Raw genomic sequence first — 23,517 nt, forward strand, 5'->3', positions numbered from 1 at the left:
AAATCTAACTCCCTCTTTTTGCGCATTTTCCGGACGTAAACCGCTGCGCACTTTTACTGGAAACGCTTTAAAGGTTTCTGCCGATATCCAGGAACTTCTGGCGGCGTTCGGCGCGCAGCTGCGTGCCTGAGCGCTGCGAAAGATCGGCGAGCGCTTTGGCGATAATGTCGCCCGTGGCACCAATCACGGCCGCCGGATCACGATGCGCGCCGCCCATCGGCTCGGGAATGATGCCGTCGATGACGCCAAGCGACTTCAGATCTTCCGAGGTGATTTTCATGTTGGTCGCGGCTTCCTTGGCACGGGTCGAATCGCGCCAGAGAATGGAAGCGGCACCTTCCGGCGAAATCACCGAATAGATCGCATGTTCGAGCATGTAGACGCGGTTGCCCGTGGCGATCGCGATTGCGCCGCCCGAGCCGCCTTCGCCGATGACGACGGAGACGATAGGCACCTTGACGTTGAGGCACATTTCCGTCGAGCGGGCGATGGCTTCTGCCTGACCGCGCTCTTCTGCGCCGACACCGGGATAGGCACCAGCGGTATCGATAAGGGTCACGACCGGCAGCGAGAAGCGGTCAGCCAGTTCCAGCACGCGGATCGCCTTGCGGTAACCTTCCGGACGCGGGCTGCCGAAATTGTGCTTCAGGCGGCTTTTGGTGTCATTGCCCTTTTCCTGGCCGATAATGGCGACGGGCTGGCCATTAAAGCGGGCAAGGCCCGCCTGGATGGCAGCGTCTTCGGAAAATTTGCGGTCGCCTGCAAGCGGCGTGAAATCCGTGAACAGCGCCTTGGCGTAATCGACGAAATGCGGGCGCTGCGGATGGCGCGCGACCTGCGTTTTCTGCCAGGCGTTCAGCTTGGAATAGATATCCTGCATCGCGTCATTGACGCGTGATTCCAGGCGATTGATCTCCTCCGAGGTGTCTATGCTCTCGTCTTCATCGGCAAGCTTCTTCAGCTCGATGATCTTGCCTTCAAGGTCCGAGATAGGTTTTTCGAAGTCGAGATAATTGTGCATGAGATCCGTTTCCGATCGTTTTGCGCAAGGTTTGAGCCGGATTATCCGGCGGTTCCGGTCGCTCTAATCAAGGTTTTTGCCCTGTTTGGCAAGGGGGTGATGTGTTTGTACCAGCTCTTGCAGGCGTTCTTCCAGCACATGTGTATAGATTTGTGTCGTGGAAATGTCGGAATGGCCGAGCAGTTCCTGCACGGCGCGCAGGTCGGCGCCGTTCTGCAGAAGGTGGCTGGCAAAGGCGTGGCGTAGGACATGCGGTGACACCGCCGAGGGATTGAGGCCCGCTCGAATGGCAATGTCCTTCAGGTCGCGGGCAAAAACCTGTCGCGGCAGATGACCTTCCTTGCTGTTTGAAGGAAACAGCCACGGACTTTCCGGACTGTCAGCCTTTTTGGGGGACGCGGGCGTCCTGCTTTTCTCAGGTACGAGCGACTTCCTGGCCGCGTCGTATTTTTCCATCGCCTCGATGGCCGCGCGAGACAGCAGCACCATACGGTCCTTGTTGCCCTTGCCGCGGATCATCAGGAAGCGTCCCTCCTGGCGCAAAACCTTGACCGGCAGCGAAACGAGTTCGCTGACGCGCATGCCGGTCGCGTAGAGAAGTTCGAGCAGGAGATGCATGCGGATGCGGGCAAGCTGGCCGGGGCCGGTTAAGGCGGCCTCTTCAGCAGCGATGCCAAGAAGTTTTGTCACGTCCGCGACGCTCATCGTCTTGGGCAGGGTGAGGCCCTTCTTGGGCGCATCGATGGTACCGGTCGGGTCGTCGCCGCGAAGTCCTTCAGAATAGAGGAACCGGTAGAATTGCCGCATGGAAGACAGGCGTCTTGCCTGCGACGTGGCTGCAAAGCCCTGAGTGGAAAGATGGGTCAGATAGGCCGACAGGTCTGCCGTTGCGGCTTCCATCAAGGACTGGCCTCGGCCACCGAGAAATTCACGCAGATCGGAAAGGTCGCGTTCGTAAGAAGAGAGCGTATTGGCGGCGGCACCCCTTTCGGCGCTCATCATTTCCAGAAAACTTTCGAGCCGCGCGCCGTCCCGCCCGCTCATCTCTTTGCTATTCATGGGGTGCGCCTTGCCGGCTCCGCCGACGGCGGGTTCAGCCGCTCGGAAGGAATGCGCACCGTCACCTCGCGATCATTGGGCTTGACGAACATGACCAGCAGCACCATGCCGCCATAGATCAGCCCCGCGATGGTTGCCAGTATCATCGTGAAGCGGAAGAGGGTTGGCATGGCGGCTCCGTGAGGGTGGCAGTCTGAATGTATATGCGGTGCAGCGAAAGCGGCGACAAGATCAAAAAGCGGTAGTCCGCCGCTGCCGCATGCGGCGATGAATGTGATTCAACGCAATTCAGTCAGCAATTTGGCTTGACGCTTCGTAAACATTTGCAGATATCCATGCCAAACGGGCTTTCAATTTTATGAATGAAAAGAATTTATCTGTCCCGGTCACACTCGGGGAGCAAGCGCGGGCCAAGCTCGCCGGGCGCAACGTCGTCTTTGTCGGACTGATGGGGGCTGGAAAGTCCGCGATCGGTCGCATGGTCGCCCAGCAGCTCAAGGTCTCCTTCATCGACACGGATGTCGAAATCGAGCGTGTTTCCCGCATGACGATAGCCGAACTTTTCGCCACCTATGGCGAGGAGGAGTTCCGGGCGCTGGAAACGCGGGTCGTCAAGCGGCTGCTGCGTGGTGGCCCCAAGGTCATTTCTACCGGCGGCGGCGCCTTCATCAACGACAATACCCGCCGGCACATCACGCGCGGCAGTGTGTCGCTGTGGCTGAAGGCCGATATCGAGGTTTTGTGGGAAAGGGTCAACAAGCGCGATCATCGCCCGCTTCTCAAGACCGAAAACCCCAAGGCCACGCTGGCGGCCCTGATGGAGAAACGTTATCCGATCTATGCGGAAGCGGATCTGACCATCGAATCCCGCGATGTCCGCAAGGAGATCATCGTGACCGAAGTGCTGGCCGCCATCGCCGGCCTTGAACAGAAAGACTGAGCATCATGACGCCTTCCGAAATCCACACCGACGAACGTCTTGTCCATGTGCCGCTCGGTGAGCGCGCTTACGACATTCTGATCGGACCGGGCCTGATCGGCAGGGCGGGCGGCGAGATTTCGTCGCGGCTGAAGGGCAGGCGTGCCGCTATCATCACTGACGAGCATGTTGCACCGCTTTACCTCGAAGGCCTGATGGACGGCCTGCAGACGGATGGCATCGAGGCCGTTTCGCTGACCTTGCCTGCGGGCGAGAAGACCAAGAGCTTCGAACATCTGGTCACTGTTTGCGATGCCGTTCTCTCCGCACGGGTGGAGCGCAACGATGCGGTGATTGCGCTTGGCGGCGGTGTTATCGGCGATCTCGCCGGTTTTGCGGCGGGCATCGTGCGTCGCGGCGTGCGTTTCGTGCAGATACCGACCTCGCTTCTGTCGCAGGTGGATTCCTCCGTCGGCGGCAAGACGGGCATCAATACCCGCCAAGGCAAGAACCTTGTCGGCGTTTTCCATCAGCCCGATCTGGTGCTGGCCGATACGGCGGTGCTCGATACGCTGAGCGAGCGCGAATTCCGCGCCGGTTACGCCGAGGTGGTGAAATACGGCTTGATCGACAAGCCGGAATTCTTCTTCTGGCTGGAAAAGAACTGGGATGAAATCCGCACCGGCGGTCCCGCCCGCATCCAGGCGATTGCCACAAGCTGCCAGGCGAAGGCCGATGTGGTGGTGGCCGACGAGAAGGAAAACGGCGTACGCGCCCTTCTTAACCTCGGCCACACATTCGGCCACGCGCTGGAGGCAGCAACGAATTATGACAGCAAGCGGCTGGTGCACGGCGAAGGTGTCGCCATCGGCATGGTGCTGGCGCACCAGTTTTCCGCCCGCCTCAACCTTGCAAGCCCTGATGATGCCGCGCGCGTCGAAGGGCATCTCAAGGCGGTTGGTCTACCAGTGTCAATGAGGGATATTCCGGGTGAACTGCCGCCGGTCGAGATGCTGATGGCGGCAATTGCGCAGGACAAGAAGGTCAAGGGCGGCAAGCTCACCTTCATCCTCACCCACGGCATCGGCCAGTCCTTCGTGGCCGACGATGTCGCGACGTCCGAGGTGCAGTCTTTCCTGTCGGAAAAGCATCCTGGCTGAGGCTTAAGGCGCGCGTTACCTAGAACCGCGTCGGCTCCCCCGGCGCCGCCGCCTCGATGGCGAGGGCATGCAGCCCGGCGTCGAGTTCCGGTTTCAAAAGTGCATTGATCGCCCGGTGGCGCTCAATGCGTGACTTGCCTGCGAAGCTTTCAGACACTATCTGAACACGCATATGCGTCTCGCCGGTGCCGGTTATGTCCGGCTGATGGCCGGCATGCATCTGGCTTTCATCGATCACCACCAGGCGTTCCGGCGAAAAGCTCTGCCGAAGCTTTGTTTCTATGCGTTCTCGCAGGGACATGCGATGGGCTCCAATCGTGTTGGCTGGTCTTTAAAAGGGGCTACCTAAAAGCCTGCAACATTCCGCTTTGTCAATTCTTGTTGTGCGCCTTTTCGCACCCCATAATCAGGGCATCATGAAACTGGATTCGAAATATTTCGACCGCATCCGTACACGCAGAAAAAGGGACAGGGAACCTGAGGTTCAGGCCCCGACCTGCCAGTGGGACGGATGCGACAAGCCGGGCGCTCACCGTGCACCTGTCGGCCGCAATGCCGAGGGGCAATTCTTCATGTTCTGTTTCGAGCATGTGAAGGAATACAATAAGGGCTATAATTATTTCTCCGGGCTGTCTGACACCGAGATCGCCCGTTACCAGAAGGAAGCGATCACCGGCCATCGTCCCACCTGGACGGTTGGCGTGAACAAGACTGCGCGCGACAGCCCGCTGCACTCCACGCTGCGTTCCGGCGCGGCGGGCGCGGCCAATGCCCGCATCCGCGATCCTTTTGGCTTCACGAATGGTTTTGCAAACGGGGCAAAGGCCGGCGGCCAGCGCCTGCAGCAGGACCGCAAGTTGAAGACGCTGGAGGCGAAAGCCTTCGATACGCTCGGCCTTTCTGCGGGTGCAAAGCAGGAAGAGATAAAAAGGCGCTATAAGGAGCTTGTCAAAAAGCACCATCCTGATGCTAATGGTGGCGATCGCGGCTCGGAAGAACGTTTTCGGGCTGTTGTTCAAGCATATCAATTGTTAAAGCAGTCAGGTTTCTGCTAAGCCAACGTTCGTGTTTACCGCCTGATTGATGATGTGGCCGGGTGGCCGCCGCCCGCCTTGGAGACGTGATGAGCAAAATCGACCTTGATATTTCCAACCTGCCCGACACGACGGTGTCCGTGCGGGAGGTTTTCGGCATTGATACGGATTTGCGGGTTCCCGCCTATTCGCAGGGCGACGCCTATGTGCCCGACCTTGATCCCGACTATCTTTTCGACCGCGATACGACGCTCGCTATTCTTGCTGGTTTTGCTCACAACCGACGCGTCATGGTTTCCGGCTTTCACGGCACGGGCAAGTCCACCCACATTGAGCAGGTAGCTGCCCGCCTGAACTGGCCCTGCGTGCGCGTCAATCTTGACAGCCACGTCAGCCGTATCGACCTCGTCGGCAAGGACGCCATCGTTCTTAAAGACGGCAAGCAGGTCACCGAATTCAAGGACGGCATTTTGCCCTGGGCCTACCAGCACAATGTTGCGCTGGTCTTCGACGAATACGATGCCGGTCGCCCGGACGTGATGTTCGTCATCCAGCGCGTGCTGGAATCCTCGGGCCGCCTGACGCTGCTCGACCAGAGCCGCGTTATCCGTCCTCACCCCGCCTTCCGCATTTTTGCGACCGCCAACACGGTCGGCCTCGGCGACACGACGGGACTTTACCACGGCACGCAGCAGATCAACCAGGCGCAGATGGACCGCTGGTCCATCGTCACCACGCTGAACTACCTGCCGCATGAGCAGGAAGTGAACATCATTGCCGCCAAGGTAAAGAGCCTCAACAATCCGAAGGGTCGCGAAACCGTCTCCAAGATGGTGCGTGTGGCCGATCTTACCCGTTCGGCCTTCGTCAATGGCGACCTTTCCACGGTCATGAGCCCGCGTACCGTCATTACCTGGGCGGAAAATGCGGAAATCTTTGGCGATCTCGCCTTTGCGTTCCGCGTGACCTTCCTCAACAAGTGCGACGAACTGGAGCGCACGCTGGTTGCCGAACAATATCAGCGGGCTTTCGGCGTCGAGCTGAAGGAAAGTGCTGCGAACATCGTTCTCAGCGCCTGATCTTCCCCGGCTTGTCCGGAGAACATCACCGATGACTTGAAGACGCCGGCGGGCCGCGCATCCTTGGATGGGCGGCTCCGAAGCGTCGACAACTGACAGGAAAGACAATGGCAGCGCGCGGCGACAATTCCAGAGCAAAACCGGGTACGGCGGTCGATACCGAACCGTTGCGTCAGGCGATTGCCGGATGTGTGCGATCGGTTGCCGGCGATGCAGAGGTTGAGGTCGTTTTCGCCAATGAGCGGCCTGGCCTTGCCGGAGAGCGCATGCGCCTGCCGGAAATTTCCAAGAAACCCACCGCGCAGGAAATCGCCGTCACCCGTGGCCTTGGCGATTCCATGGCGCTTCGCCTTGCCTGCCATGACGCCGACACCCATGCGGTGATGTCGCCGCAAGGTGCCGAGGCGCGGTTGATCTTTGACGCTGTTGAGCAGGCGCGGGTGGAATCCATCGGTGCACTGCGCATGCCGGGCATGGCCTCCAACATTCAGGCCATGAACACGGAAAAATATGCCAAGGCGAATTTTTCGGGCATCAACACGAAGGACGATGCACCGCTTGCCGAAGCCGTCGCCCTTTTGGTGCGCGAGAAGCTGACCGGCGAAAAGCCACCGGCCAGTGCCGGCAAGGTTCTCGACCTGTGGCGCGACTTCATCGAGGACAAGGCCGCCGGCGACCTGAGCGACCTTTCCAAGGTGATTGGCGACCAGAAGGCTTTTTCGCGGCTGGTGCGCAAGATGCTGACCTCCATGCAGATGGCGGAGGAATTCGGCGACGACGATAACGAGCCGGAAAGCCAGGAGGCAGAATCCGACGAGGAGCAGCCGCGCACTAACGAGACCGAAGAAGAACAGGTCGAGGAAGAAGCCGGTTCCGATGCGACGCCCGCTGATGAAAGCGAGGCCTCGCAGGAGGAGATGGAAGAAGGCGAGATGGACGGCGCCGAGATGTCGGACGAGGAAATGTCCGACGATCTCGATGAGGATTCCGAGACGCCCGGCGAGACCCGCCGCCCCAACAGCCCCTTCGACGATTTCAACGAGAAGGTCGACTACCGCATATTCACCCAGGAATTCGACGAGGAAATCCACGCCGAGGAACTGTGCGACGAGGCGGAGCTTGACCGCCTGCGCGCGTTTCTCGACAAACAGCTCGCCCATCTTCAGGGCGCCGTCGGACGTCTGGCGAACCGGCTGCAACGCCGCCTGATGGCGCAGCAGAACCGTTCGTGGGATTTCGATCTGGAAGAGGGCTATCTCGATCCGGCTCGCCTCGTGCGGCTTATCATCGATCCCATGCAGCCGCTCTCCTTCAAGAAGGAGCGCGACACCAAGTTCCGCGACACGGTGGTTTCGCTCGTCATCGACAATTCGGGTTCGATGCGTGGTCGCCCGATCACGGTTGCGGCCACCTGCGCCGATATTCTTGCGCGTACGCTGGAACGGTCGGGTGTGAAAGTGGAGATTCTCGGCTTCACCACCAAGGCGTGGAAGGGCGGTCAGTCGCGCGAGCAATGGCTGGCCAGCGGCAAACCCGGCTCGCCGGGTCGGCTTAATGATTTGCGCCATATCATATACAAGTCGGCGGATGCACCCTGGCGGCGTGCACGGCGCAATCTTGGCCTGATGATGCGTGAAGGCCTGCTGAAGGAAAACATTGACGGCGAAGCGCTGATGTGGGCGCATAACCGCCTGATCGGCCGCCCCGAGCAGCGCAAGATCATGATGATGATTTCGGACGGTGCGCCGGTGGACGATTCGACGCTGTCGGTCAATGCGGGCAATTATCTGGAGCGGCATCTGCGCGCCGTTATCGAACAGATCGAGACACGTTCGCCGGTGGAGCTTCTGGCGATCGGTATCGGCCATGATGTGACGCGTTATTATCGTCGCGCCGTGACGATCGTGGATGCGGACGAACTGGCTGGCGCGATGACCGAACAGCTTGCTGCTCTCTTCGAGGATACCAATACCGCCAGCTCGTCCCGCAAGGTTCGCCGTGCGGGATAAGCGGGGCCGGGCTTTTCTTTCCTGTAAATCGCTGGCGATGGCTGCAGTTCTTGCGGTCGCAGCGCTTGTTCCGGTTCCCATTGGCGCATCGACCATCGATGTTCCGGTCAGCGTTCGTCTGTTGTCAGGCTTCGAGGTTGGCACCAGCGCCAAGCGTTTCGGAAAGCTGGAATTTATCGGCGGCATGGTAATGAGCACGCCGGAAAAACTGTTCGGTGCCATATCCTCCATCCGCTTTCGCCCAAACGGGCAGGAATTCGTTGCTGTGCTGGATACCGGCCACTGGCTCACGGGCAAGATCGCACGCGGCCCGTCGGGCGCGCTGTCCGGGTTGGCTGACGTGCGTATCACTGCCATGCTGGATGCCAGCGGCCGTGAACCTTCCCGCAAGATGGAAATGGATGCGGAAGGTCTGGCGCTACGGGATGGCAAGGTATTCGTCAGCTACGAGCAGCGGCATAGGATCGATGCCTATCCCGATCCGGGGTTCGAGACCTCAAAGCCGCTCAGCCGCCTGCCTCATCTCATTCCCAACAGCGAACTGCGCCACAATGGCGGCATGGAGGCCCTTGCGGTCTCGCCGGCCGATTCGCCGCTTGCCGGTGCCCTTGTCGTGGTGGCTGAGAAAAGCATCGATGCCGACGGCAATCTTCTCGCCGCCATACTGGAAGGCCCGTTGAAGGGCACATTCGCGGTCACCCATCACCCCTCATTCGACGTGACGGACGGTGCTTTCCTGCCCAATGGCGACCTGCTGCTTCTGGAGCGCCGCTTCAATTTCGCTGAAGGGGTGGGGATGCGCATCCGCCGCATCAAGGCTGCCGATATCAGGCCAGGCGCGGTGGTGGATGGCGAAATCCTGCTGGAAGCGGGCATGGTCTACCAGATCGATAATATGGAAGGCATGGATGTGGTGAAGGGGCCTGATGGTTCCACACGCCTCATCATCGTTTCCGATGACAATCACTCATTTCTCCAGCGCAATCTGATGTTGGAATTCAAGCTGGTGGAGTGAGGGTTCACACCTGCTGCGCCGCCTTGTAGGCAGCCATCAGATCCTCGACGGGAATGCCGTCGATCTTCATCCCTGTCATTCGGCATCCTGTTATCTGCGCGCCGGACAGGCTGGCGTTGCTCAGTTTCAGACCGGAAAGATTAACATCGTCGATCGACCAGCCGGACATGTTGCTGTCGGTAAATGACGCGCCGGAAAAGTTGATCTGGTTGAAGCTGGTTCCGGCGAGATTGACGTCGTTGAACACCGTACCCGACAGATTGACGTCGTTGAAGGTGGAGCCTGAAAGCGTGGCGCTGGCGGCCTCCACAATATCGATAACGTCATTGATCTGCATATCTGCCTGCCTCTGAGCTGTGCCACGGACCGCAGACTGCAACGCAGTCGGCTGGTTTGCAAGCGCGATTCGATCCACGCTCCCACCCCAGCCTTAAACCTGGATGGCAATGGTGTCAGCCCGATTTGGCGACCTTTGGCATCGGCTTCAGCGTGTTCATCAGTGCGCCGTAGGGCAGGAGCATCACGAGGCCGACGAGGATCTTCACCGAGAGGTCGCCGAGCGCCCAGGAAATCCAGCGCGGTGCCTCCAGAGCGAAGATGCCGAGCACGGGGGCATTTTCAATGGCGAAGGCATCGTTGGGACCGACGAAGGAGAAACTCGCAGCAAAGGCGATGGAGAAGAACAGCGCGGTATCCAGCACCGAACCCAGCATGGAGCCGGCAAGAGGTGCGTGCCACCAGCGCTGGCGGCGCAGGCGGTTGAATACGGAAATATCGAGCAGCTGGCCAATCAGATAGGCGGTGCCGGAGGCAACGGCGATACGCGGGATCGAGGTCCAGAAGGACAGTGTGACACCAACAATAAAACCGGCAAGTACGACGCGGCGCGCGACTGACGGGCCGAACTGGCGGTTTGTAAGGTCTGTGACGAGGAAGGCGACCGGATAGGTAAAGGCACCCCAGGTCAAAAGATCGCCGAGATTGACGCCGAACAGCGATCCGGAAAGCGGGTATTGCACCAGAATATTGGACGCGACGACCACCAGTGTCATCAGCAGAACGTAAATGAGCGTGTAGCGCAGGTAGGGCATTTTTTTATCCTGGGTGATGCCACCAGTTGGAGCCGAATTAGAACAAGCAAAAGGCTTGAGCGGCAAAAGCCATTCAAGCCTTCTGAATATCAGTGATGTCGAAACCGCTAATTAAGCAGCTTCGGCCGTCTTCTTGGCGATCTGGCGGCGCAGGAGACGAGCGCGCATGCTCAGTTCGTTTTCGCCGGACTTCAGAAGGAAGGCATCGAGGCCGCCACGATGTTCAACGGAGCGCAGAGCTGCTGCGGAAACACGCAGGCGGAAACGCTGGCCGAGAGCATCGGAGATCAACGTAACCTGGCAGAGGTTCGGAAGGAATCGGCGCTTGGTCTTGTTGTTGGCGTGGCTGACGTTGTTGCCCGTCTGGACGCCCTTGCCGGTCAATTCGCATACACGGGACATGGGTACACCTATTTCGTTTGTCTGTTTCACCACTGGCTCGCCACCGGCAAAACCGTGGTGGCAATCCAACTGGCCATGATTGGAAAGTTGCGGTTCTATAGTCAGACGGGACTTAACAGTCAAGCCGCTCGCGAGCAAATGAAAGGAAATTCCGGCGTTTTCAACCGGCATCCGCTTTTTTATTGCCACAAGTCGGCGTATATGATCGCCCCATAAGGCCGCTTCCGCGCCTCTTTTAAGGTGATATCCAAATGATTGCCAGAGGAAAAAGCATTTTCATGGCTGTGACAATGGCGTTTGCAGGCGTATCTCCCTCGCTCGCCGCCGAAGCCCGCCATACAAGCGAATACAGCATCAATCTCGGTATTCTACCAATTGCCAAGGCGAGTTTTTCGACTCGCATGAACGGCCCGAACTACTCGATTTCCGGTTCCTTCAGCTCAGCAGGGCTTGCAAGCGTTCTGGCGGATATTTCCGGCAAGACGACGATTTCGGGTGCCAAACGCGGCCATCGGCTGCAGGCGAACACATATTCGCTTGTTTACAAGGACGGCAAGCGGGTGCGGACCTATGATGTGGTCTATCGTAACGGCAACGTCACATCGACGACGGTGAAACCGGAGCCGAAGGCGCGGCCTGACAATTGGGTGAATGTGAAGGACGGCGACCTGCGCTCCGTCCTCGATCCAATCTCTGGCCTCATCATTCCCGCCGGCGGCCGCATCTGCCCGTCGCGCCTGCCGATCTATGACGGCGAATCGCGGCTGGATCTGGTGTTGAGCCCCAGCGGCACCAAGCCCTTCAAGACGAATGGCTTCAGCGGCGATGCCGTGGTCTGCAAGGCGCGTTACGTGCCGAAGTCGGGTTATCGCCAGGGGCGCAAGGATATCGAATACCTGAAATCAATTTCCATGGAGATCTGGTTCGCCAAATCCGACAATATGGATGTCTATGCCCCGGTCTACGCCGTCATTCCGACGCGGGTAGGCCAAGTCTACATCACCGCCACCAAATATGGCGGTTGATGCAGTTACGGCGTATCACCCGGCGACCAGCCGGGTTCGGCCATCACGAAGCTTGAAAAGGCGAAACCCGGCGAGACGGTGCAGCCGACGAGGGTGAAGTCGCCGAGGCTTTCTGCCGATTGCCAGCAATTGGCAGGTACGATCACCTGCGGGCGCTCGCCTTCCAGAATGTCGGGGCCGAGGGTAAAGGTCTGTACCTCCCTGCCATCTTCGGAAAGATGCAGGGTGATCGGAGCGCCGGCATAATAGTGCCAGACCTCCACCGCATCGGTGACGCGATGCCAGTGCGAGCGCGTCCCCTTTTCCAGAAGATAATAGATCGCCGTCGAATGGCCGCGCTCACCACCTGCCTTGTCGCGAAATGTCTGGTGGTAAAAGCCGCCCTCGGGGTGCGGCTCCAGTTCCAGTTCGCGAATGATCGCTGCCGAAGACAGATCGGCGCCCATCAGAAATTGTCCTTGCGTGTGCGGATTTCGGCAAAGACTTCGGCATCGGTTGCGCCTTCAAGGCCAAGATGACTGCGGATGCCGGCATCGGCCACCCGCATATAAGGGTTGGTCTGTTTTTCCAGCCCGATGGTGGTGGGAATGGTGAATTCATTCGCCTGCCGCGCCTTTTCGACGCTTTCGGAGCGCTCGATTAGAGCCGCGTTATCAGGATCGACGGTGAGCGCGAAACGGGCATTCGAAAGTGTATATTCGTGGCCGAAATAGACTTTCGTGTCATCCGGCAGCGCCATTAATTTCTGGAAAGAGTGCCACATATCTGTTGCCGTACGTTCGAACAGGCGACCGCAACCCATGGCGAACAGCGTATCGGCTGCAAACAGCAGGCCGTCATCGGGAAGGTAGTAGCAGATATGCCCCGCCGTATGACCGGGTGTGGCAATGACCTGAACGCGCCGTCCGGCAAATTCGAACTCGTCGCCATCGGCCTGGGACCGGTCGAGACCGGGGATCGCAATCGCCTCATCATGTGGGCCATGTATTTCGCACTGGAATTTGTCCTTCAGCGCCAGATTTGCTTCCACATGGTCCTGATGGTGATGGGTGGTGAAGATATGCGTGAGCTTCCAGCCATGCCCATGAAGAGCCTGCAGGATGGGGCCTTCCTCCGGCGCATCGATCGCGGCGGTCGCCCCGCTTTCTGGATCGTGCAGCAGAACGCCAAAATTATCACTGCGGCAAAGAAAGACGTCTATTTCCAAAGGTTTCATCGTGGTCCTCTCCATTTGCCGACCTTAGCCGGCGCATTTGTCCGCCTGAATTTCAATGTAGGCGCAGACGCCTTGAAGTCCAACCGCCTGATGCTACATTCTCGCCCATGAACACCGATATCGTCGATCTGCGCGAATTCTATCATTCCCCGCTTGGCCGCTCGGCCGAGCAGGCGATCACCATGGCGCTTTCATCGCTCTGGCCGCCTTTGCCGGAGGAAAGGCTGGTCGGCCTCGGTTACGCCGTGCCGTTTCTGGAGCGGTTCCGTCATGACACGGAGCGCACCTTTGCCTTCATGCCGGCGGGGCAGGGAGCGGTGAACTGGCCGGCAGGCGAGCTTTCCTCCACGGCGCTGGTGTTTGACGAGGAGCTGCCGCTACCCGATTCGTCGATAGACCGGGTGTTGATGGTGCATGCTCTGGAATTTGCCGAAAATCCGCGCGAAACCCTGAAAGAACTCTGGCGGGTGCTGGCGCCCGGCGGGCGTCTGGTGATCGTGGTGCCGAACAGGCGTGGGGTCTGGGCACGCATGGAACACACACCTTTCGGCTCGGGCCGGCCCTATTCGCGCGGGCAGTTGACGGCGCTTCTGCGCGAGACCAATTTTACGCCGGGGGCAAGCGCCGAAGCGCTTTTCTTTCCGCCCACCACCAGCCGCCCGGTACTGAAATTCCGCCGATACCTTGAGCTTACCGGCCGCAGGCTCTGGCCGCTGTTTTCCGGCGTTATCGTGGTTGAGGCACAGAAACGTCTCTATCAGGGATTGCCCGTTACCCAGCGCGCCTCACGCCGGGTTTTCGTGCCGGTCCTTGCGCCTCAGGGTGTGCCCACCACCCGCACCGCCACAAAGCACGGAAAGCCGCGCTGACCCTCGACAAAGGGGCCATTCCAGTCTAATGCCTCCGGCATTGCTTTTGCCGGGCTCCCCGGCGCATTTCCGAAGGTCGATCAAATGAGTGCAGAGCTTAGCCAACCTCGTCCGCGTCCGGGTATTCTGGATATCGCCGCTTATGTTCCCGGCAAGGAACATGTGGATGGCGTCGCGAAGGTTTATAAGCTTTCCTCCAACGAAACGCCGCTCGGGCCAAGCCCGAAGGCGATCGAGGCATTCGCCGCCACCGCCAGCCATCTGGAAATCTATCCCGACGGACAGGCGATTGCGCTGCGTCAGGCGATTGCAGACGTGCATGGCCTCAACATAGCGAATATCATGTGCGGTAACGGCTCGGATGAGCTTCTTGGCCTGCTCTGCCACGTCTATCTGGGTACGGGCGATGAGGCGATCATCACCGAACACGGTTTCCTCGTCTACAAGATCCAGATCATGGGTGCGGGCGCAACGCCGGTGACGGTGAAGGAAAAGGATTGCGCCGTCGATGTGGACGCGATTCTTGCCGCCGTCACGCAAAGGACGAAGATGGTTTTCATCGCCAATCCCGGCAATCCCACCGGCACCTATGTTCCGGTCGCGGAAATCCGCCGCCTTCAGGCTGGTCTGCCGAAACATGTCGTGCTCGTGCTTGATGCGGCTTATGCCGAGTATGTACGCAAGAACGACTACGAGGCCGGTCTCGAGCTGGTGTCTGGCAACCGCAACGTGGTGATGACGCGCACCTTTTCCAAGGTTTATGGTCTGGCCGCACTGCGCGTCGGCTGGATGTATGGTCCGGCCGCCATCATCGATGCGCTGAACCGGGTGCGTGGTCCATTCAACATGAGCGCGCCGGCGATCGCAGCGGGTGCCGCGGCCATCCGCGATCAGGCATTCCTGGAAAAGGCGATCTCTCACAACACGCTCTGGCTGGAGAAACTCACGACGGTCTTCACCGGTCTCGGCCTCACGGTCACGCCATCAGTCACCAACTTTGTTCTCATTCATTTCCCGGAACAGGATGGCAAGCGTGCACCAGATGCGGACGAGTTCCTGAGCTGCCGCGGTTATATCCTGCGTGCCGTGCGCGGTTACGGTTTCCCCAATGCCTTGCGTATGACGGTTGGTTCGGAAGAAGCCAATCTTGGCGTCATCGCCGCGCTCACCGAGTTCATGGGGCAGGCGTAATGGGCGAGATCATGTTTGAGCGCATCGCGCTTGTTGGCATCGGCCTGATCGGCTCGTCTATTGCGCGCGACATCAAGGAACTGGGTCTTGCCCGGCATGTCACGATTTCCACCCGCAGCGCGGAAACGCTGAAGCGGGCAGAGGAACTGGCGCTTGGAAGCGAGTATACGACATCCGCCGCGCAGGCGGTCAGGGATGCTGATCTTGTCATCGTTTCAGTTCCGGTCGGTTCATCCGGGGCGGTTGCCGAGCAGATCGCGCCGCATCTGAAGCCCGGCGCCATCGTCACCGATGTCGGCTCTACCAAGGCCTCTGTCATCGCGCAGATGGCGCCGCATATGCCTGACAATGTGCATTTCATTCCTGGACATCCGCTGGCGGGTACGGAAAAATCCGGCCCGGATGCCGGTTTTTCCGGTCTTTTCCGCGAGCGCTGGTGCATCTTCACGCCGCTGCCGGGCACGGATGCGGAGGCGCTGGAAAGGCTCAAGGATTTCTGGCGGGCGCTCGGCTCGCGTGTGGATGAAATGGATGCCGAACACCACGACAAGGTTCTGGCGATCGTCTCGCATCTGCCGCACATCATCGCCTACAACATCGTCGGCACGGCGGACGATCTGGAGACGGTAACCGAGTCGGAAGTCATCAAATATTCCGCTTCCGGCTTCCGAGATTTCACGCGTCTCGCCGCCTCGGACCCCACCATGTGGCGCGATGTCTGCCTGCACAACAAGGATGCCATCCTCGAAATGCTGGCACGGTTCTCGGAAGACCTTGCTTCGCTGCAAAGGGCGATCCGCTGGGGGGAGGGCGACAAGTTGTTCGAACTGTTTTCTCGCACACGCTCCATCCGCCGCTCCATCATCGAGGCTGGTCAGGACGTCGATACGCCTGACTTTGGGCGTCACGCGCTGGATCAGAAGAAGTAGGGCGCTGAAGTGATATTGATATCGGCGGCGACGGATGACGATATCGAATGGCTGCTGCGGGAAGACAAATGGATCGATGAGGATTGGTTGCGGCGTTGCGTCGGACGCCGCGAATATCTCGTCGCGAAAGAAGATACGATTCTAGTCGGTTTTCTGCGGTTCTCGATGTTCTGGGGTAAGATTCCCTACATGGACATGATCCGCGTCGTTCCCGAGTTTCGGGGACATGGCGTCGGCGCAACGCTTACAGTTTTTTGGGAAACTCTGATGCGTGAGCAGGGTGCCTCACTGGTGATGACGTCCAGCCAGCAGGACGAGCGGGAACCGCAGATGTGGCATCGTCGCAATGGATACAAAGAAGCCGGCATCCTGCATCTTTCAAAAATTCAGGATGCCGCTGAGGTGTTTTTTACAAAAGCTCTCTGTTAAATCGGCGGGATCTTCCCCAGCGGAATGAAACCGCTGACGGTGGCGCGGCCGCGATCCACCACGAGGTCGACGGATGCCCTGTCGCCGCCGCCGGCGAGTGCGCGGAGCATTTTGCGGGCGGTATCGATGGTGGATTGCAGCTGCGGAAACGCCTGCTTGGCATTGTCCGACCAGGCGTCAAGCTTTTCGATCTCCAGCTTGAACTGGCCGGAGAGATAGCCCTCGTTATCGAAGGAGAAGGGGCCGCTGATACGCATGGTGCGGCCTTCGCCGATATCAGCGACCAGCCGGCGAAGCTCGCCGCTCGCACCGTAAAGCCCGGCCGTATCGCTGCCGTCTACCATACCCGCCTTGCCGGCAAGGGTGACATCGGCGATAGCGTTGAGGCGTGGCAGAAGTTGCGGCCAATCCTTGATGACGGTTGACGAGTCGGTCAACGTTATCGCGCCGTCTAGATCGGCGCCGTTCTGGCGCAGATGCATTTCCGTCTTGGCGGCATCGAAATCGATCGTCTGGCCGGTAACGGTGGAAACCGCCTGAGCCTTCAGGCCGTCGATGACAAGCGAGGTGCGGTCGATACCCCTAAGCTTGGTGACGATGCTCGACTGCATGTTCTGCCAGACGGCCGAAACCGTGAGGCCATGCGCGGTGCGGATTTCAGCCGGTGCATCCAGTTCCCAGACAATGTGGCCGGGATTGTAGACCTGCGCTGCGGAACGCAATTCTCCGAACGAGGCTGAAACGCCATTCTGCTTGTCGTCCACCGTTACCTTGGAGCAGAAAAGGCCGATGCGGAACGGATAACCCTTGAAGGCAATGTCGCCGCATTCGCCGCTGACGTTTCTGGCCTGCGAAGGCGAGATGACGTTCAGAACCGTCTGCTTCAGCTTGTCGGCGGCATAAAACCACCCGGCCGTGTAAAGTCCGATAACCAGCACGACGGCGATACCAAGCCAGAGGAATTTTTTGACCGTGCCGGATTGGCTTGACGATGCCATATTGATCTCCGATGAACAGACTTCAGATAAATTCGATTTGGCTTGGGATATGGACGATTTTTGGGTCTTTGGCTACGGTTCGTTGATGTGGAACCCGGGCTTTGCCTTTGAGGAAAGGCAGCAGGCGCGGCTGCACGGTTATCGACGCTCCCTCTGCATCAGTTCAAATGTGTACCGCGGCACTGAGGAGAAGCCCGGCCTTGTTCTCGGTCTGGAGCGCGGCGGCTCCTGCCTCGGCGTTGCCTTTCGCGTGCGCGGAGCGGACCATGGTCCGGTCATGGCCTATCTGCGCGAGCGCGAGCTGGTAACGAATGTCTACAAGGAACGCGTCGTTGCCATTGCGCTCGCCGATGGCACGCGCGGCAGTGCCGTGACCTATGTGGCCGATCCCGCCCACGAGCAGTATATTGGTGGTCTGGGTGTCGCGGAAGCGGCCACGATCGTGGCTGCCGCATCGGGCCGGTCCGGCCCGAATACCGATTACGTCTTCAATACCGTGCAGCATCTGCAGGATATGGGTATTCGCGACACGCTGCTGGAAAGCATTGCCGCCAGTGTCGGCACGATCGCGGTTTAGCCGGCGGGAGTGTCTTGCCCCTGAAGTTCTGCGATACGCTTCACGGCGGTCGGTGGCAGCGGCAGGTGCGGATTGTTGCGCGCGGTCTCCAGCAGCAACTCGTCGCTCGCCTTTTCCGTCACCTCGATCAATGTCTTGAAAAACACGTCCGGGTCCAGTCCCGGCTCGATGGCCGGCAAGATCCGCACCTTGAAATGGCCGGGATAACGCATTGTCGAGCGGCGTGGCCAGAAGAGGCCGGGATGCATGGCGACCGGAATGACGGGGACTTTGAGGTCGCGGTAAAGACGTGCGATGCCATAACGATATTCGGGCTCAGCGCCCGGTGGCCGGCGTGTGCCTTCGGGATAGATTATGAGTTCGCGGCCAGCCGCCATCTCCTCTCTCGCCCGCTCCATGACCTTCAGCATCACCTTGCCGCGCGCGGCGCGGTTGACCGGGATCATGCGCTGCTTCATCGCATACCAGCCGAACAGCGGGATCCACAAAAGCTCGCGCTTCAGAATATAGACCGGATCGGGAAGATTGGGCAGCAGCGCATAGGTGTCCCAGAAGGACTGGTGTTTGGGGGCGAAGATACAGCCGGTTTCGGGAATGTTTTCCAGCCCCTCGATCTCGAAGGTGGTGCCGACAATGGTCTTCATCAGCCAATGGTTGGATCGCGCCCAGTTCTTGGGGATTTCATAGGCTATTCTGCGCGGCAGGATGAAATAGATCGGCGTGAGCACGATCATGCGGACAATCAGATTGAGATAAAACAGCGTATTGAAAAGAAAAGAGCGCAGCTTGAGCATCGACAGAATTCCCGGGTTGCAGCCGTTCCGAAGCTCAGGCGCGCCTCGATGCCGGATGCCGATGCCAGACGCCTACACGAAAACAAGGCTCCGCAGCAAGCGTGTTCTCTCCGTTCTTTCCATTCACGGGGAAGAGGTTGCCGCCTTGATCGTGGGGTGATCGGCGCCCGCCTTGCGCAACCCGTCGCCCTTGCCGAGCCCGGTCAGGTCGCGTCCTGCTGCAATCACGAATTTCATGTATTCGTAGAGCATGGTCCGGACCACATCCGGCTCCGCGAACCAGTTGGTGCGGGCAAGGTCGGCGCTGATAACGGGATAGGCGATGAATTGGGTCTGCGGGCTGGCATTGTGCAATTCATGCAGGCTGCGATGCATATGGTAATTGTTGGTGACGACGACGATGGAGGAATAACCGTGGTCGCGTATCCAGCTCGCCGCCTCATTGGCGTTGCCGATGGTGTCTATGGCCTTGTAGCCCATGTCCACGCAGCAGGAAAACATGTCCGAAGAGCCTTGCGTCATCTTGCGGATTTGCGTGCGGGTGGTGGCCGGATTGACGCCGGAAATCAGAAGGCGCTTGCCAACGCCGTCCCGCAGCAGGCCGACCGCCTGTTCGATGCGCTGGTAACCGCCGGTCAGAACGATGATCGCGTCGCCCTTGGCGCCTTCGGGCGGACGCATGGAGGCGACCGAATCTGCGAACCACAAAAAACCGCCGGAAAAAGCCCCGAGAGTAATGACGCAAAGCAGGATGAGACCGCGAATAAAACGGCGCAGGCGACTTCGCCGCGACAACAGGCCCTTTTTTGCCTGTCGCGTGGTCGTCTGCTCCTGATCATGGCCCGTCCGACTCACAAACATTCCTCCTGAATACTCGCCGATTAAGGCAAGGAACAGGCATTTTTGTCCACCGTCCGCAAGTTACATCCGGCGTGTGAAGGGTGCAGTTTCCTCGCGAGATCCGGGAGACGGCGTCACGATGCGACACCGTCGCTTTTAGACGGATCGGAACGGACGCGGTCGATATCGTCGATCGTGCGGATGACGGTCACACGCGCGGTGATCGTGGTGAGCAGCGCGATGATGATCATCGTCGTGGCGATGCCGATATAACCACTGAGGCCAACGGAAAAGGAGCCGAACAGCGCACTTGCCTGATCGCTTTGCGGCGTTGCAACCGTGCTCGATTGCCAGAAACCGGCGGCAAGGAAAACCGCCGCGGCAAGGGCGCTGCCCGCTGCCGCACCTTTCAGGCTGATCTTCAGGAAGTGCTTCTGGAATTCCCGCGCCACGAAGCTGCTTTCGGCGCCGACGAAATGCAGCACCTCGACGATGTGCCGGTTGCCGGAAAGCGCGCCGCGCGTTGCAAACACCACCGTCAGCACCATGGCGGTGAAGACGAGAATCAGAACCCCGACGCCGATCATGACAGTGGTCCTGGCCATGGAGACGAGCCTGTCGACCCACGTACGGTGGTCATCCAGAAACGCCTGTGGAATTTCAGCTTTCAGCATATCGCGCATGGCCTGAAAATCGGGCGGGTGGTTTTCATCGATGGTAATCACGACGAGGCGCGGCACCGGCAGTTCGGAAAGATCGAGGCCACTGCCGAGCCACGGCTCCAGAAGACGCGCGGTGGCGGCGTCATCGAGGATCGTGCCATCCCGCGTGCCGACGAAGGTGAGCGCCAGAGTACGCGCCTTGGTGAGCGCTGCATTCATGTCCAGCCCGTCCTCGGGTTTGATCTGAATGGTGATTTCGCGGGAAATCTGGCTCTGCCAGGTGGCGGCGGTGGCACGCACCATGGAAACGGCACCAAGCGTCAGGCAGGCGAGAAAGGCCATGATGGCGATCACCACCATCAGCGCATTGCCCTGAATGTTGGAAGGCGGCAGAATGGGTGCCATCGGGCGGATACGCATCGGCGGCCGCTTCGGTGCGGTCGCCTCTGGTCTTAACTGTTTGCGGTTGATCTCATTCATAGATGTCGAGCCGCCCTTCGGTGAGGATCATCCGGCGTGCGTCGATCTGGTCCATCAGGCCAAAATCATGGGTGGCGATGACCACAGCGGTACCCAGCCGGTTGAGCTCCAGAAAGAGGTTGAGAAGGCGCTTGGCCATCGGCGGGTCGACGTTGCCGGTCGGCTCGTCGGCCAGCAAGATTTCCGGCTGGTCCATCAATGCACGGGCAATGGCGGCGCGTTGCTTTTCCCCACCGGAGAGGATGGCCGGAAGCACATTGATGCGCTCGCCAAGCCCGACCCATTTCAGAAGCTCGATGACGTCGTTGCGGTAGGCGCTTTCTTCCTTGCCGCGCACACGCAGCGGCAGGGCGACATTCTCATAGGTCGTCAGATGATCGAGCAGCCGGAAATCCTGAAAGACGATCCCGACGCGGCGGCGCAGCATGGGTAACTCGCTGCGCGGAATGCGCGACACATCGCGGTTGAACATGCGGATATTGCCGCGTGTGGGCTGCAGCGACATAAGCAGAAGGCGCAGGAACGTGGTTTTGCCGGCACCGGAAGGGCCGGTCAGAAACTGGAACGAACCCTTGGGAATGTCGAAGGTCATGTCCCTCAGGATTTCGGGGCCCATGCCGTAACGCAACCCGACATTTTCGAAATGGATCAACGGACTTCCAGTCTCTTCGTTTCGTGGTGGTTCGCAAACCGCTGGCGCGTGATGCCCGGATGCGCCGTTTAACCCGGTTCCGGTGGCCATGCGAGCCGTTTTTGCGAAGCATTAACCAATTAAATTTAAAACTTGGCAGGATTCGTTGCAATGCCCAGTTTTGCGGGCCGGAAAACCTCACCCAAGGAATTCTATGGCTATGTTCCGTTCATCTCGCCGGCAAGCGGCATTCGATTTCGACCTCCTGATGCCGGAAGCGCCAGTGCGCCGGACGGCGCGGGCAACCCACACCGGCCCCGATGTGGTAGACGCGGAATTTGTCACCATCAAGGAAAACCGTGTCCGTCAGCCCGGAAACGATAATCGCGGCGCGATGCGCCGGCAGATGGAAAAACCGCCCGTCACCGCCAGTGCTCTTGGTTACGCGTTCATCGGCTGGGTGGACCGCAAATTGTCGCGCCTGTCTGTGGATGCCTATTCGGCGCTGGTTGCGGCGCTCGTCATTTTTGTTTTCATCTGCTCAGGCGGCCTGTCGGTGGTCGTGCCGGAAAAGCCGGTCGTTGCGGCCGCAAACCCGCTTGCCATTTCCCATGTCACCATCACGCCGCAGGAGGCTGGCGGCATGGATGTCCTGCTCATCAACGGTATTGTGGAGAACAACGGTACCGCTCTGGAAGAGGTGCCGGCACTTCGCGCCGACCTCTTCGTTGCCAAGGGGCAACTGGTCGCCAGCATGGTCATTGAACCGCCGGTCAGGCAGATGCAGCCCGGTTTCAGCCACGGATTTTCGGCAAAGTTGCGCCATCCCGGTGGAAAAACGCCTGAGATCAAGCTTTCCTTCGTCGAAGCGGGTGCTTCCGAACGTTGACTGTGCTAACGCGTGGTCTTCGTATTTTTACTGAAAGGTAAAATCGGCAAGGCGCAGCACAGGAGAAAGAATGCCCGTCGTCCGTGGAAAAAACATTGAGCCGCTTTACACCGCCGAGCAGATTGCCGAGCGCAATCGCGACATGGCCAAGCATATAGCGAGCGGCCCGACCAAGGATTTGCTGGTCATCGCCGTGCTCAAGGGATCGTTCATTTTCGCGGCCGATCTCATCCGCGCGCTGCATGACAGCGGCCTTGCCCCCGAAGTCGAATTCATCACGCTTTCGAGCTACGGTGCCGGCACCGTTTCGCAAGGGGTGAAGATCGTCAAGGATATCGACAGCGACGTGAAGGACCGCGATGTTCTTCTGATCGACGATATTCTCGAATCCGGCCGCACGCTGCGTTTCGCCAAGGAACTGCTTTACGAACGCGGCGCCCGTCACGTCACCATCGCCGTGCTGCTCGACAAGAAGGTCAAGCGCAAGGAAGATCTGGAGGCCGACTATGTCGGTTTCGAATGTCCCGATTATTTCGTTGTCGGTTACGGAATGGATGTGGCTTACGCCTTCCGCGAACTGCCCTTCGTAGGCGTCGTCACGGGCGACGCCTGACGATTTCTGCCGTGCCGGGATGGGACATGCCGGAGACGCCTCATTAACCATTCACCCAGCGAAACCCTGGGTGTTTACCTCTTGAAAAGAGGAGCCTGCGATGTTGCTCACGGCTGGAAATGATGCCCAGGAGCAATGATTAATGGCGAAGATTCTGATTACCGAAGATGAGGATGCATTGCGGGCTTTCGTTGCCCGTGCGCTGCGTCTCGACGGTCACGAGACCCATGAGGCGGCAGACGGCGAGCAGGGGCTGGAGAAGCTTCAGGAAACCAATTTCGATCTCCTTCTTTCGGATATCCGCATGCCGGTCATGGATGGCATCGAGCTGGCGCACCGCGCCGCCGAACGCTTCCCGGCCATGCGCATCCTGTTGATGACGGGTTATGCCGAACAGCGCGAACGTGCTGATGATCTGGCAGAAAAGATCGTGGACGTGGTTTCAAAACCTTTTGCGCTTCCGGATATCCGCAAAGCTGTTGCGCGGGCGCTTGCGGCCTGAGCGATAAGGCTACAGAGATTTGAGAAAGGGCGGCCTTTTGGGCCGCCTTTTTTGTTGTGGAGTTGTCAACTCTCTCCGCCGTC

At 59.3% G+C, this 23,517-nt stretch carries 29 protein-coding genes; 15 read left to right on the plus strand and 14 right to left on the minus strand.

Going from position 1 to position 23,517, the window contains the following annotated elements:
* Positions 1-67 precede the first annotated feature (67 nt).
* The 3 genes from AC5SEO_RS01450 to AC5SEO_RS01460 all read right to left on the minus strand — a co-directional run bounded on the left by AC5SEO_RS01450 (position 68) and on the right by AC5SEO_RS01460 (position 2,250).
* Positions 68-1,021: an acetyl-CoA carboxylase carboxyltransferase subunit alpha gene (locus AC5SEO_RS01450; RefSeq protein ID WP_111795483.1), complete on the minus strand. Its 954-nt coding sequence runs from the start codon at positions 1,019-1,021 to the stop codon at positions 68-70.
* A gap of 63 nt (positions 1,022-1,084) precedes the next feature.
* Positions 1,085-2,065, minus strand: coding sequence for a site-specific tyrosine recombinase XerD (xerD, locus tag AC5SEO_RS01455; protein ID WP_003511359.1), 981 nt, complete (start codon positions 2,063-2,065; stop codon positions 1,085-1,087).
* A gap of 11 nt (positions 2,066-2,076) precedes the next feature.
* Complete coding sequence (locus AC5SEO_RS01460; RefSeq protein ID WP_003511358.1) at positions 2,077-2,250, minus strand: hypothetical protein; 174 nt, start codon at positions 2,248-2,250, stop codon at positions 2,077-2,079.
* 188 nt (positions 2,251-2,438) lie between these two features.
* Between AC5SEO_RS01460 and AC5SEO_RS01465 the strand changes: the two genes are divergently transcribed.
* On the plus strand, positions 2,439-3,020 hold the full coding sequence (locus AC5SEO_RS01465) for a shikimate kinase (RefSeq protein ID WP_003511357.1): 582 nt from the start codon (positions 2,439-2,441) through the stop codon (positions 3,018-3,020).
* 5 nt (positions 3,021-3,025) lie between these two features.
* A complete protein-coding gene (gene aroB, locus AC5SEO_RS01470) occupies positions 3,026-4,159 on the plus strand; it encodes a 3-dehydroquinate synthase (protein ID WP_174068905.1) in 1,134 nt (377 codons plus the stop codon).
* 19 nt (positions 4,160-4,178) lie between these two features.
* On the opposite strand, the gene AC5SEO_RS01475 is transcribed toward aroB, so the two are convergent.
* Entirely contained in the window at positions 4,179-4,460 is a 282-nt protein-coding gene (locus AC5SEO_RS01475) for a BolA family protein (RefSeq protein WP_019564879.1), read from the minus strand.
* 115 nt (positions 4,461-4,575) lie between these two features.
* Between AC5SEO_RS01475 and AC5SEO_RS01480 the strand changes: the two genes are divergently transcribed.
* From AC5SEO_RS01480 to AC5SEO_RS01495, 4 genes are all read left to right on the plus strand, one after another.
* A complete protein-coding gene (locus AC5SEO_RS01480) occupies positions 4,576-5,214 on the plus strand; it encodes a J domain-containing protein (RefSeq protein ID WP_174068904.1) in 639 nt (212 codons plus the stop codon).
* Between the two features lie 68 nt (positions 5,215-5,282).
* Positions 5,283-6,272 (plus strand): cobaltochelatase subunit CobS, encoded by a 990-nt coding sequence (gene cobS, locus AC5SEO_RS01485; protein WP_003511352.1) that lies wholly within the window; start codon positions 5,283-5,285, stop codon positions 6,270-6,272.
* A 107-nt stretch (positions 6,273-6,379) separates the two neighbouring features.
* A complete protein-coding gene (gene cobT, locus AC5SEO_RS01490; protein WP_013761798.1) occupies positions 6,380-8,281 on the plus strand; it encodes a cobaltochelatase subunit CobT in 1,902 nt (633 codons plus the stop codon).
* A gap of 37 nt (positions 8,282-8,318) precedes the next feature.
* Complete coding sequence (locus AC5SEO_RS01495) at positions 8,319-9,296, plus strand: esterase-like activity of phytase family protein (RefSeq protein WP_173993965.1); 978 nt, start codon at positions 8,319-8,321, stop codon at positions 9,294-9,296.
* A gap of 4 nt (positions 9,297-9,300) precedes the next feature.
* Here AC5SEO_RS01495 and AC5SEO_RS01500 read toward each other — a convergent pair whose 3' ends face one another.
* The 3 genes from AC5SEO_RS01500 to rpmB form a co-directional block, all read right to left on the minus strand.
* Entirely contained in the window at positions 9,301-9,633 is a 333-nt protein-coding gene (locus AC5SEO_RS01500) for a pentapeptide repeat-containing protein (protein ID WP_174068903.1), read from the minus strand.
* A gap of 115 nt (positions 9,634-9,748) precedes the next feature.
* Positions 9,749-10,387 (minus strand): queuosine precursor transporter, encoded by a 639-nt coding sequence (locus tag AC5SEO_RS01505; protein WP_003511348.1) that lies wholly within the window; start codon positions 10,385-10,387, stop codon positions 9,749-9,751.
* A 111-nt stretch (positions 10,388-10,498) separates the two neighbouring features.
* Entirely contained in the window at positions 10,499-10,789 is a 291-nt protein-coding gene (gene rpmB / locus AC5SEO_RS01510; RefSeq protein ID WP_003509888.1) for a 50S ribosomal protein L28, read from the minus strand.
* A gap of 251 nt (positions 10,790-11,040) precedes the next feature.
* Between rpmB and AC5SEO_RS01515 the strand changes: the two genes are divergently transcribed.
* A complete protein-coding gene (locus AC5SEO_RS01515; protein ID WP_013761795.1) occupies positions 11,041-11,814 on the plus strand; it encodes a DUF3108 domain-containing protein in 774 nt (257 codons plus the stop codon).
* A 5-nt stretch (positions 11,815-11,819) separates the two neighbouring features.
* Here AC5SEO_RS01515 and AC5SEO_RS01520 read toward each other — a convergent pair whose 3' ends face one another.
* Together AC5SEO_RS01520 and gloB are read right to left on the minus strand one after the other, a co-directional pair.
* Positions 11,820-12,260: a cupin domain-containing protein gene (locus AC5SEO_RS01520; RefSeq protein ID WP_013761794.1), complete on the minus strand. Its 441-nt coding sequence runs from the start codon at positions 12,258-12,260 to the stop codon at positions 11,820-11,822.
* A complete protein-coding gene (gene gloB / locus AC5SEO_RS01525; protein WP_174068902.1) occupies positions 12,260-13,030 on the minus strand; it encodes a hydroxyacylglutathione hydrolase in 771 nt (256 codons plus the stop codon). The genes AC5SEO_RS01520 and gloB overlap by 1 nt, the downstream gene beginning before the upstream one ends.
* A gap of 107 nt (positions 13,031-13,137) precedes the next feature.
* Between gloB and AC5SEO_RS01530 the strand changes: the two genes are divergently transcribed.
* The 4 genes from AC5SEO_RS01530 to AC5SEO_RS01545 all read left to right on the plus strand — a co-directional run bounded on the left by AC5SEO_RS01530 (position 13,138) and on the right by AC5SEO_RS01545 (position 16,448).
* Complete coding sequence (locus tag AC5SEO_RS01530) at positions 13,138-13,899, plus strand: class I SAM-dependent methyltransferase (protein WP_112650889.1); 762 nt, start codon at positions 13,138-13,140, stop codon at positions 13,897-13,899.
* An 84-nt stretch (positions 13,900-13,983) separates the two neighbouring features.
* A complete protein-coding gene (hisC, locus tag AC5SEO_RS01535) occupies positions 13,984-15,090 on the plus strand; it encodes a histidinol-phosphate transaminase (RefSeq protein ID WP_174068901.1) in 1,107 nt (368 codons plus the stop codon).
* Positions 15,090-16,019 carry a prephenate/arogenate dehydrogenase family protein gene (locus AC5SEO_RS01540; RefSeq protein ID WP_003511341.1) on the plus strand — a complete coding sequence of 310 codons (930 nt, stop codon included), beginning with the start codon at positions 15,090-15,092 and terminating at the stop codon, positions 16,017-16,019. Before hisC ends, AC5SEO_RS01540 begins: the two co-directional genes overlap by 1 nt.
* 9 nt (positions 16,020-16,028) lie before the next feature.
* Positions 16,029-16,448 (plus strand): GNAT family N-acetyltransferase, encoded by a 420-nt coding sequence (locus AC5SEO_RS01545; protein ID WP_013761790.1) that lies wholly within the window; start codon positions 16,029-16,031, stop codon positions 16,446-16,448.
* Here the strand turns inward: AC5SEO_RS01545 and AC5SEO_RS01550 are convergent.
* Positions 16,445-17,446 (minus strand): DUF2125 domain-containing protein, encoded by a 1,002-nt coding sequence (locus AC5SEO_RS01550; RefSeq protein WP_035199628.1) that lies wholly within the window; start codon positions 17,444-17,446, stop codon positions 16,445-16,447. The two genes, AC5SEO_RS01545 and AC5SEO_RS01550, sit on opposite strands and share 4 nt — an antisense overlap.
* A gap of 49 nt (positions 17,447-17,495) precedes the next feature.
* Between AC5SEO_RS01550 and AC5SEO_RS01555 the strand changes: the two genes are divergently transcribed.
* Positions 17,496-18,023 carry a gamma-glutamylcyclotransferase gene (locus tag AC5SEO_RS01555; RefSeq protein WP_013761788.1) on the plus strand — a complete coding sequence of 176 codons (528 nt, stop codon included), beginning with the start codon at positions 17,496-17,498 and terminating at the stop codon, positions 18,021-18,023.
* Here AC5SEO_RS01555 and AC5SEO_RS01560 read toward each other — a convergent pair.
* From AC5SEO_RS01560 to ftsE, 4 genes are all read right to left on the minus strand, one after another.
* Complete coding sequence (locus tag AC5SEO_RS01560; RefSeq protein ID WP_025595414.1) at positions 18,020-18,817, minus strand: lysophospholipid acyltransferase family protein; 798 nt, start codon at positions 18,815-18,817, stop codon at positions 18,020-18,022. The two genes, AC5SEO_RS01555 and AC5SEO_RS01560, sit on opposite strands and share 4 nt — an antisense overlap.
* Positions 18,818-18,940: 123 nt before the next feature.
* The gene (locus tag AC5SEO_RS01565) at positions 18,941-19,678 is read right to left on the minus strand and encodes a YdcF family protein (RefSeq protein WP_174068900.1); all 738 of its coding nucleotides are present in this window, start codon (positions 19,676-19,678) and stop codon (positions 18,941-18,943) included.
* Between the two features lie 113 nt (positions 19,679-19,791).
* Positions 19,792-20,799: a cell division protein FtsX gene (locus AC5SEO_RS01570; RefSeq protein WP_003511335.1), complete on the minus strand. Its 1,008-nt coding sequence runs from the start codon at positions 20,797-20,799 to the stop codon at positions 19,792-19,794.
* Positions 20,792-21,451: a cell division ATP-binding protein FtsE gene (gene ftsE, locus AC5SEO_RS01575; RefSeq protein WP_003511334.1), complete on the minus strand. Its 660-nt coding sequence runs from the start codon at positions 21,449-21,451 to the stop codon at positions 20,792-20,794. The genes AC5SEO_RS01570 and ftsE overlap by 8 nt, the downstream gene beginning before the upstream one ends.
* Before the next feature lie 199 nt (positions 21,452-21,650).
* Between ftsE and AC5SEO_RS01580 the strand changes: the two genes are divergently transcribed.
* The 3 genes from AC5SEO_RS01580 (at position 21,651) to AC5SEO_RS01590 (ending at position 23,434) form a co-directional block, all read left to right on the plus strand.
* Positions 21,651-22,319, plus strand: a complete 669-nt coding sequence (locus tag AC5SEO_RS01580; RefSeq protein ID WP_035199624.1) for a hypothetical protein — start codon at positions 21,651-21,653, stop codon at positions 22,317-22,319.
* 70 nt (positions 22,320-22,389) lie between these two features.
* Positions 22,390-22,932, plus strand: coding sequence for a hypoxanthine phosphoribosyltransferase (gene hpt, locus AC5SEO_RS01585; protein ID WP_003511330.1), 543 nt, complete (start codon positions 22,390-22,392; stop codon positions 22,930-22,932).
* 142 nt (positions 22,933-23,074) lie between these two features.
* Positions 23,075-23,434, plus strand: coding sequence for a response regulator (locus AC5SEO_RS01590; protein ID WP_003511329.1), 360 nt, complete (start codon positions 23,075-23,077; stop codon positions 23,432-23,434).
* The last annotated feature ends 83 nt before the right edge of the window (positions 23,435-23,517 follow it).

The sequence above is a fragment of the Agrobacterium sp. K11 genome, assembly GCF_059429395.1.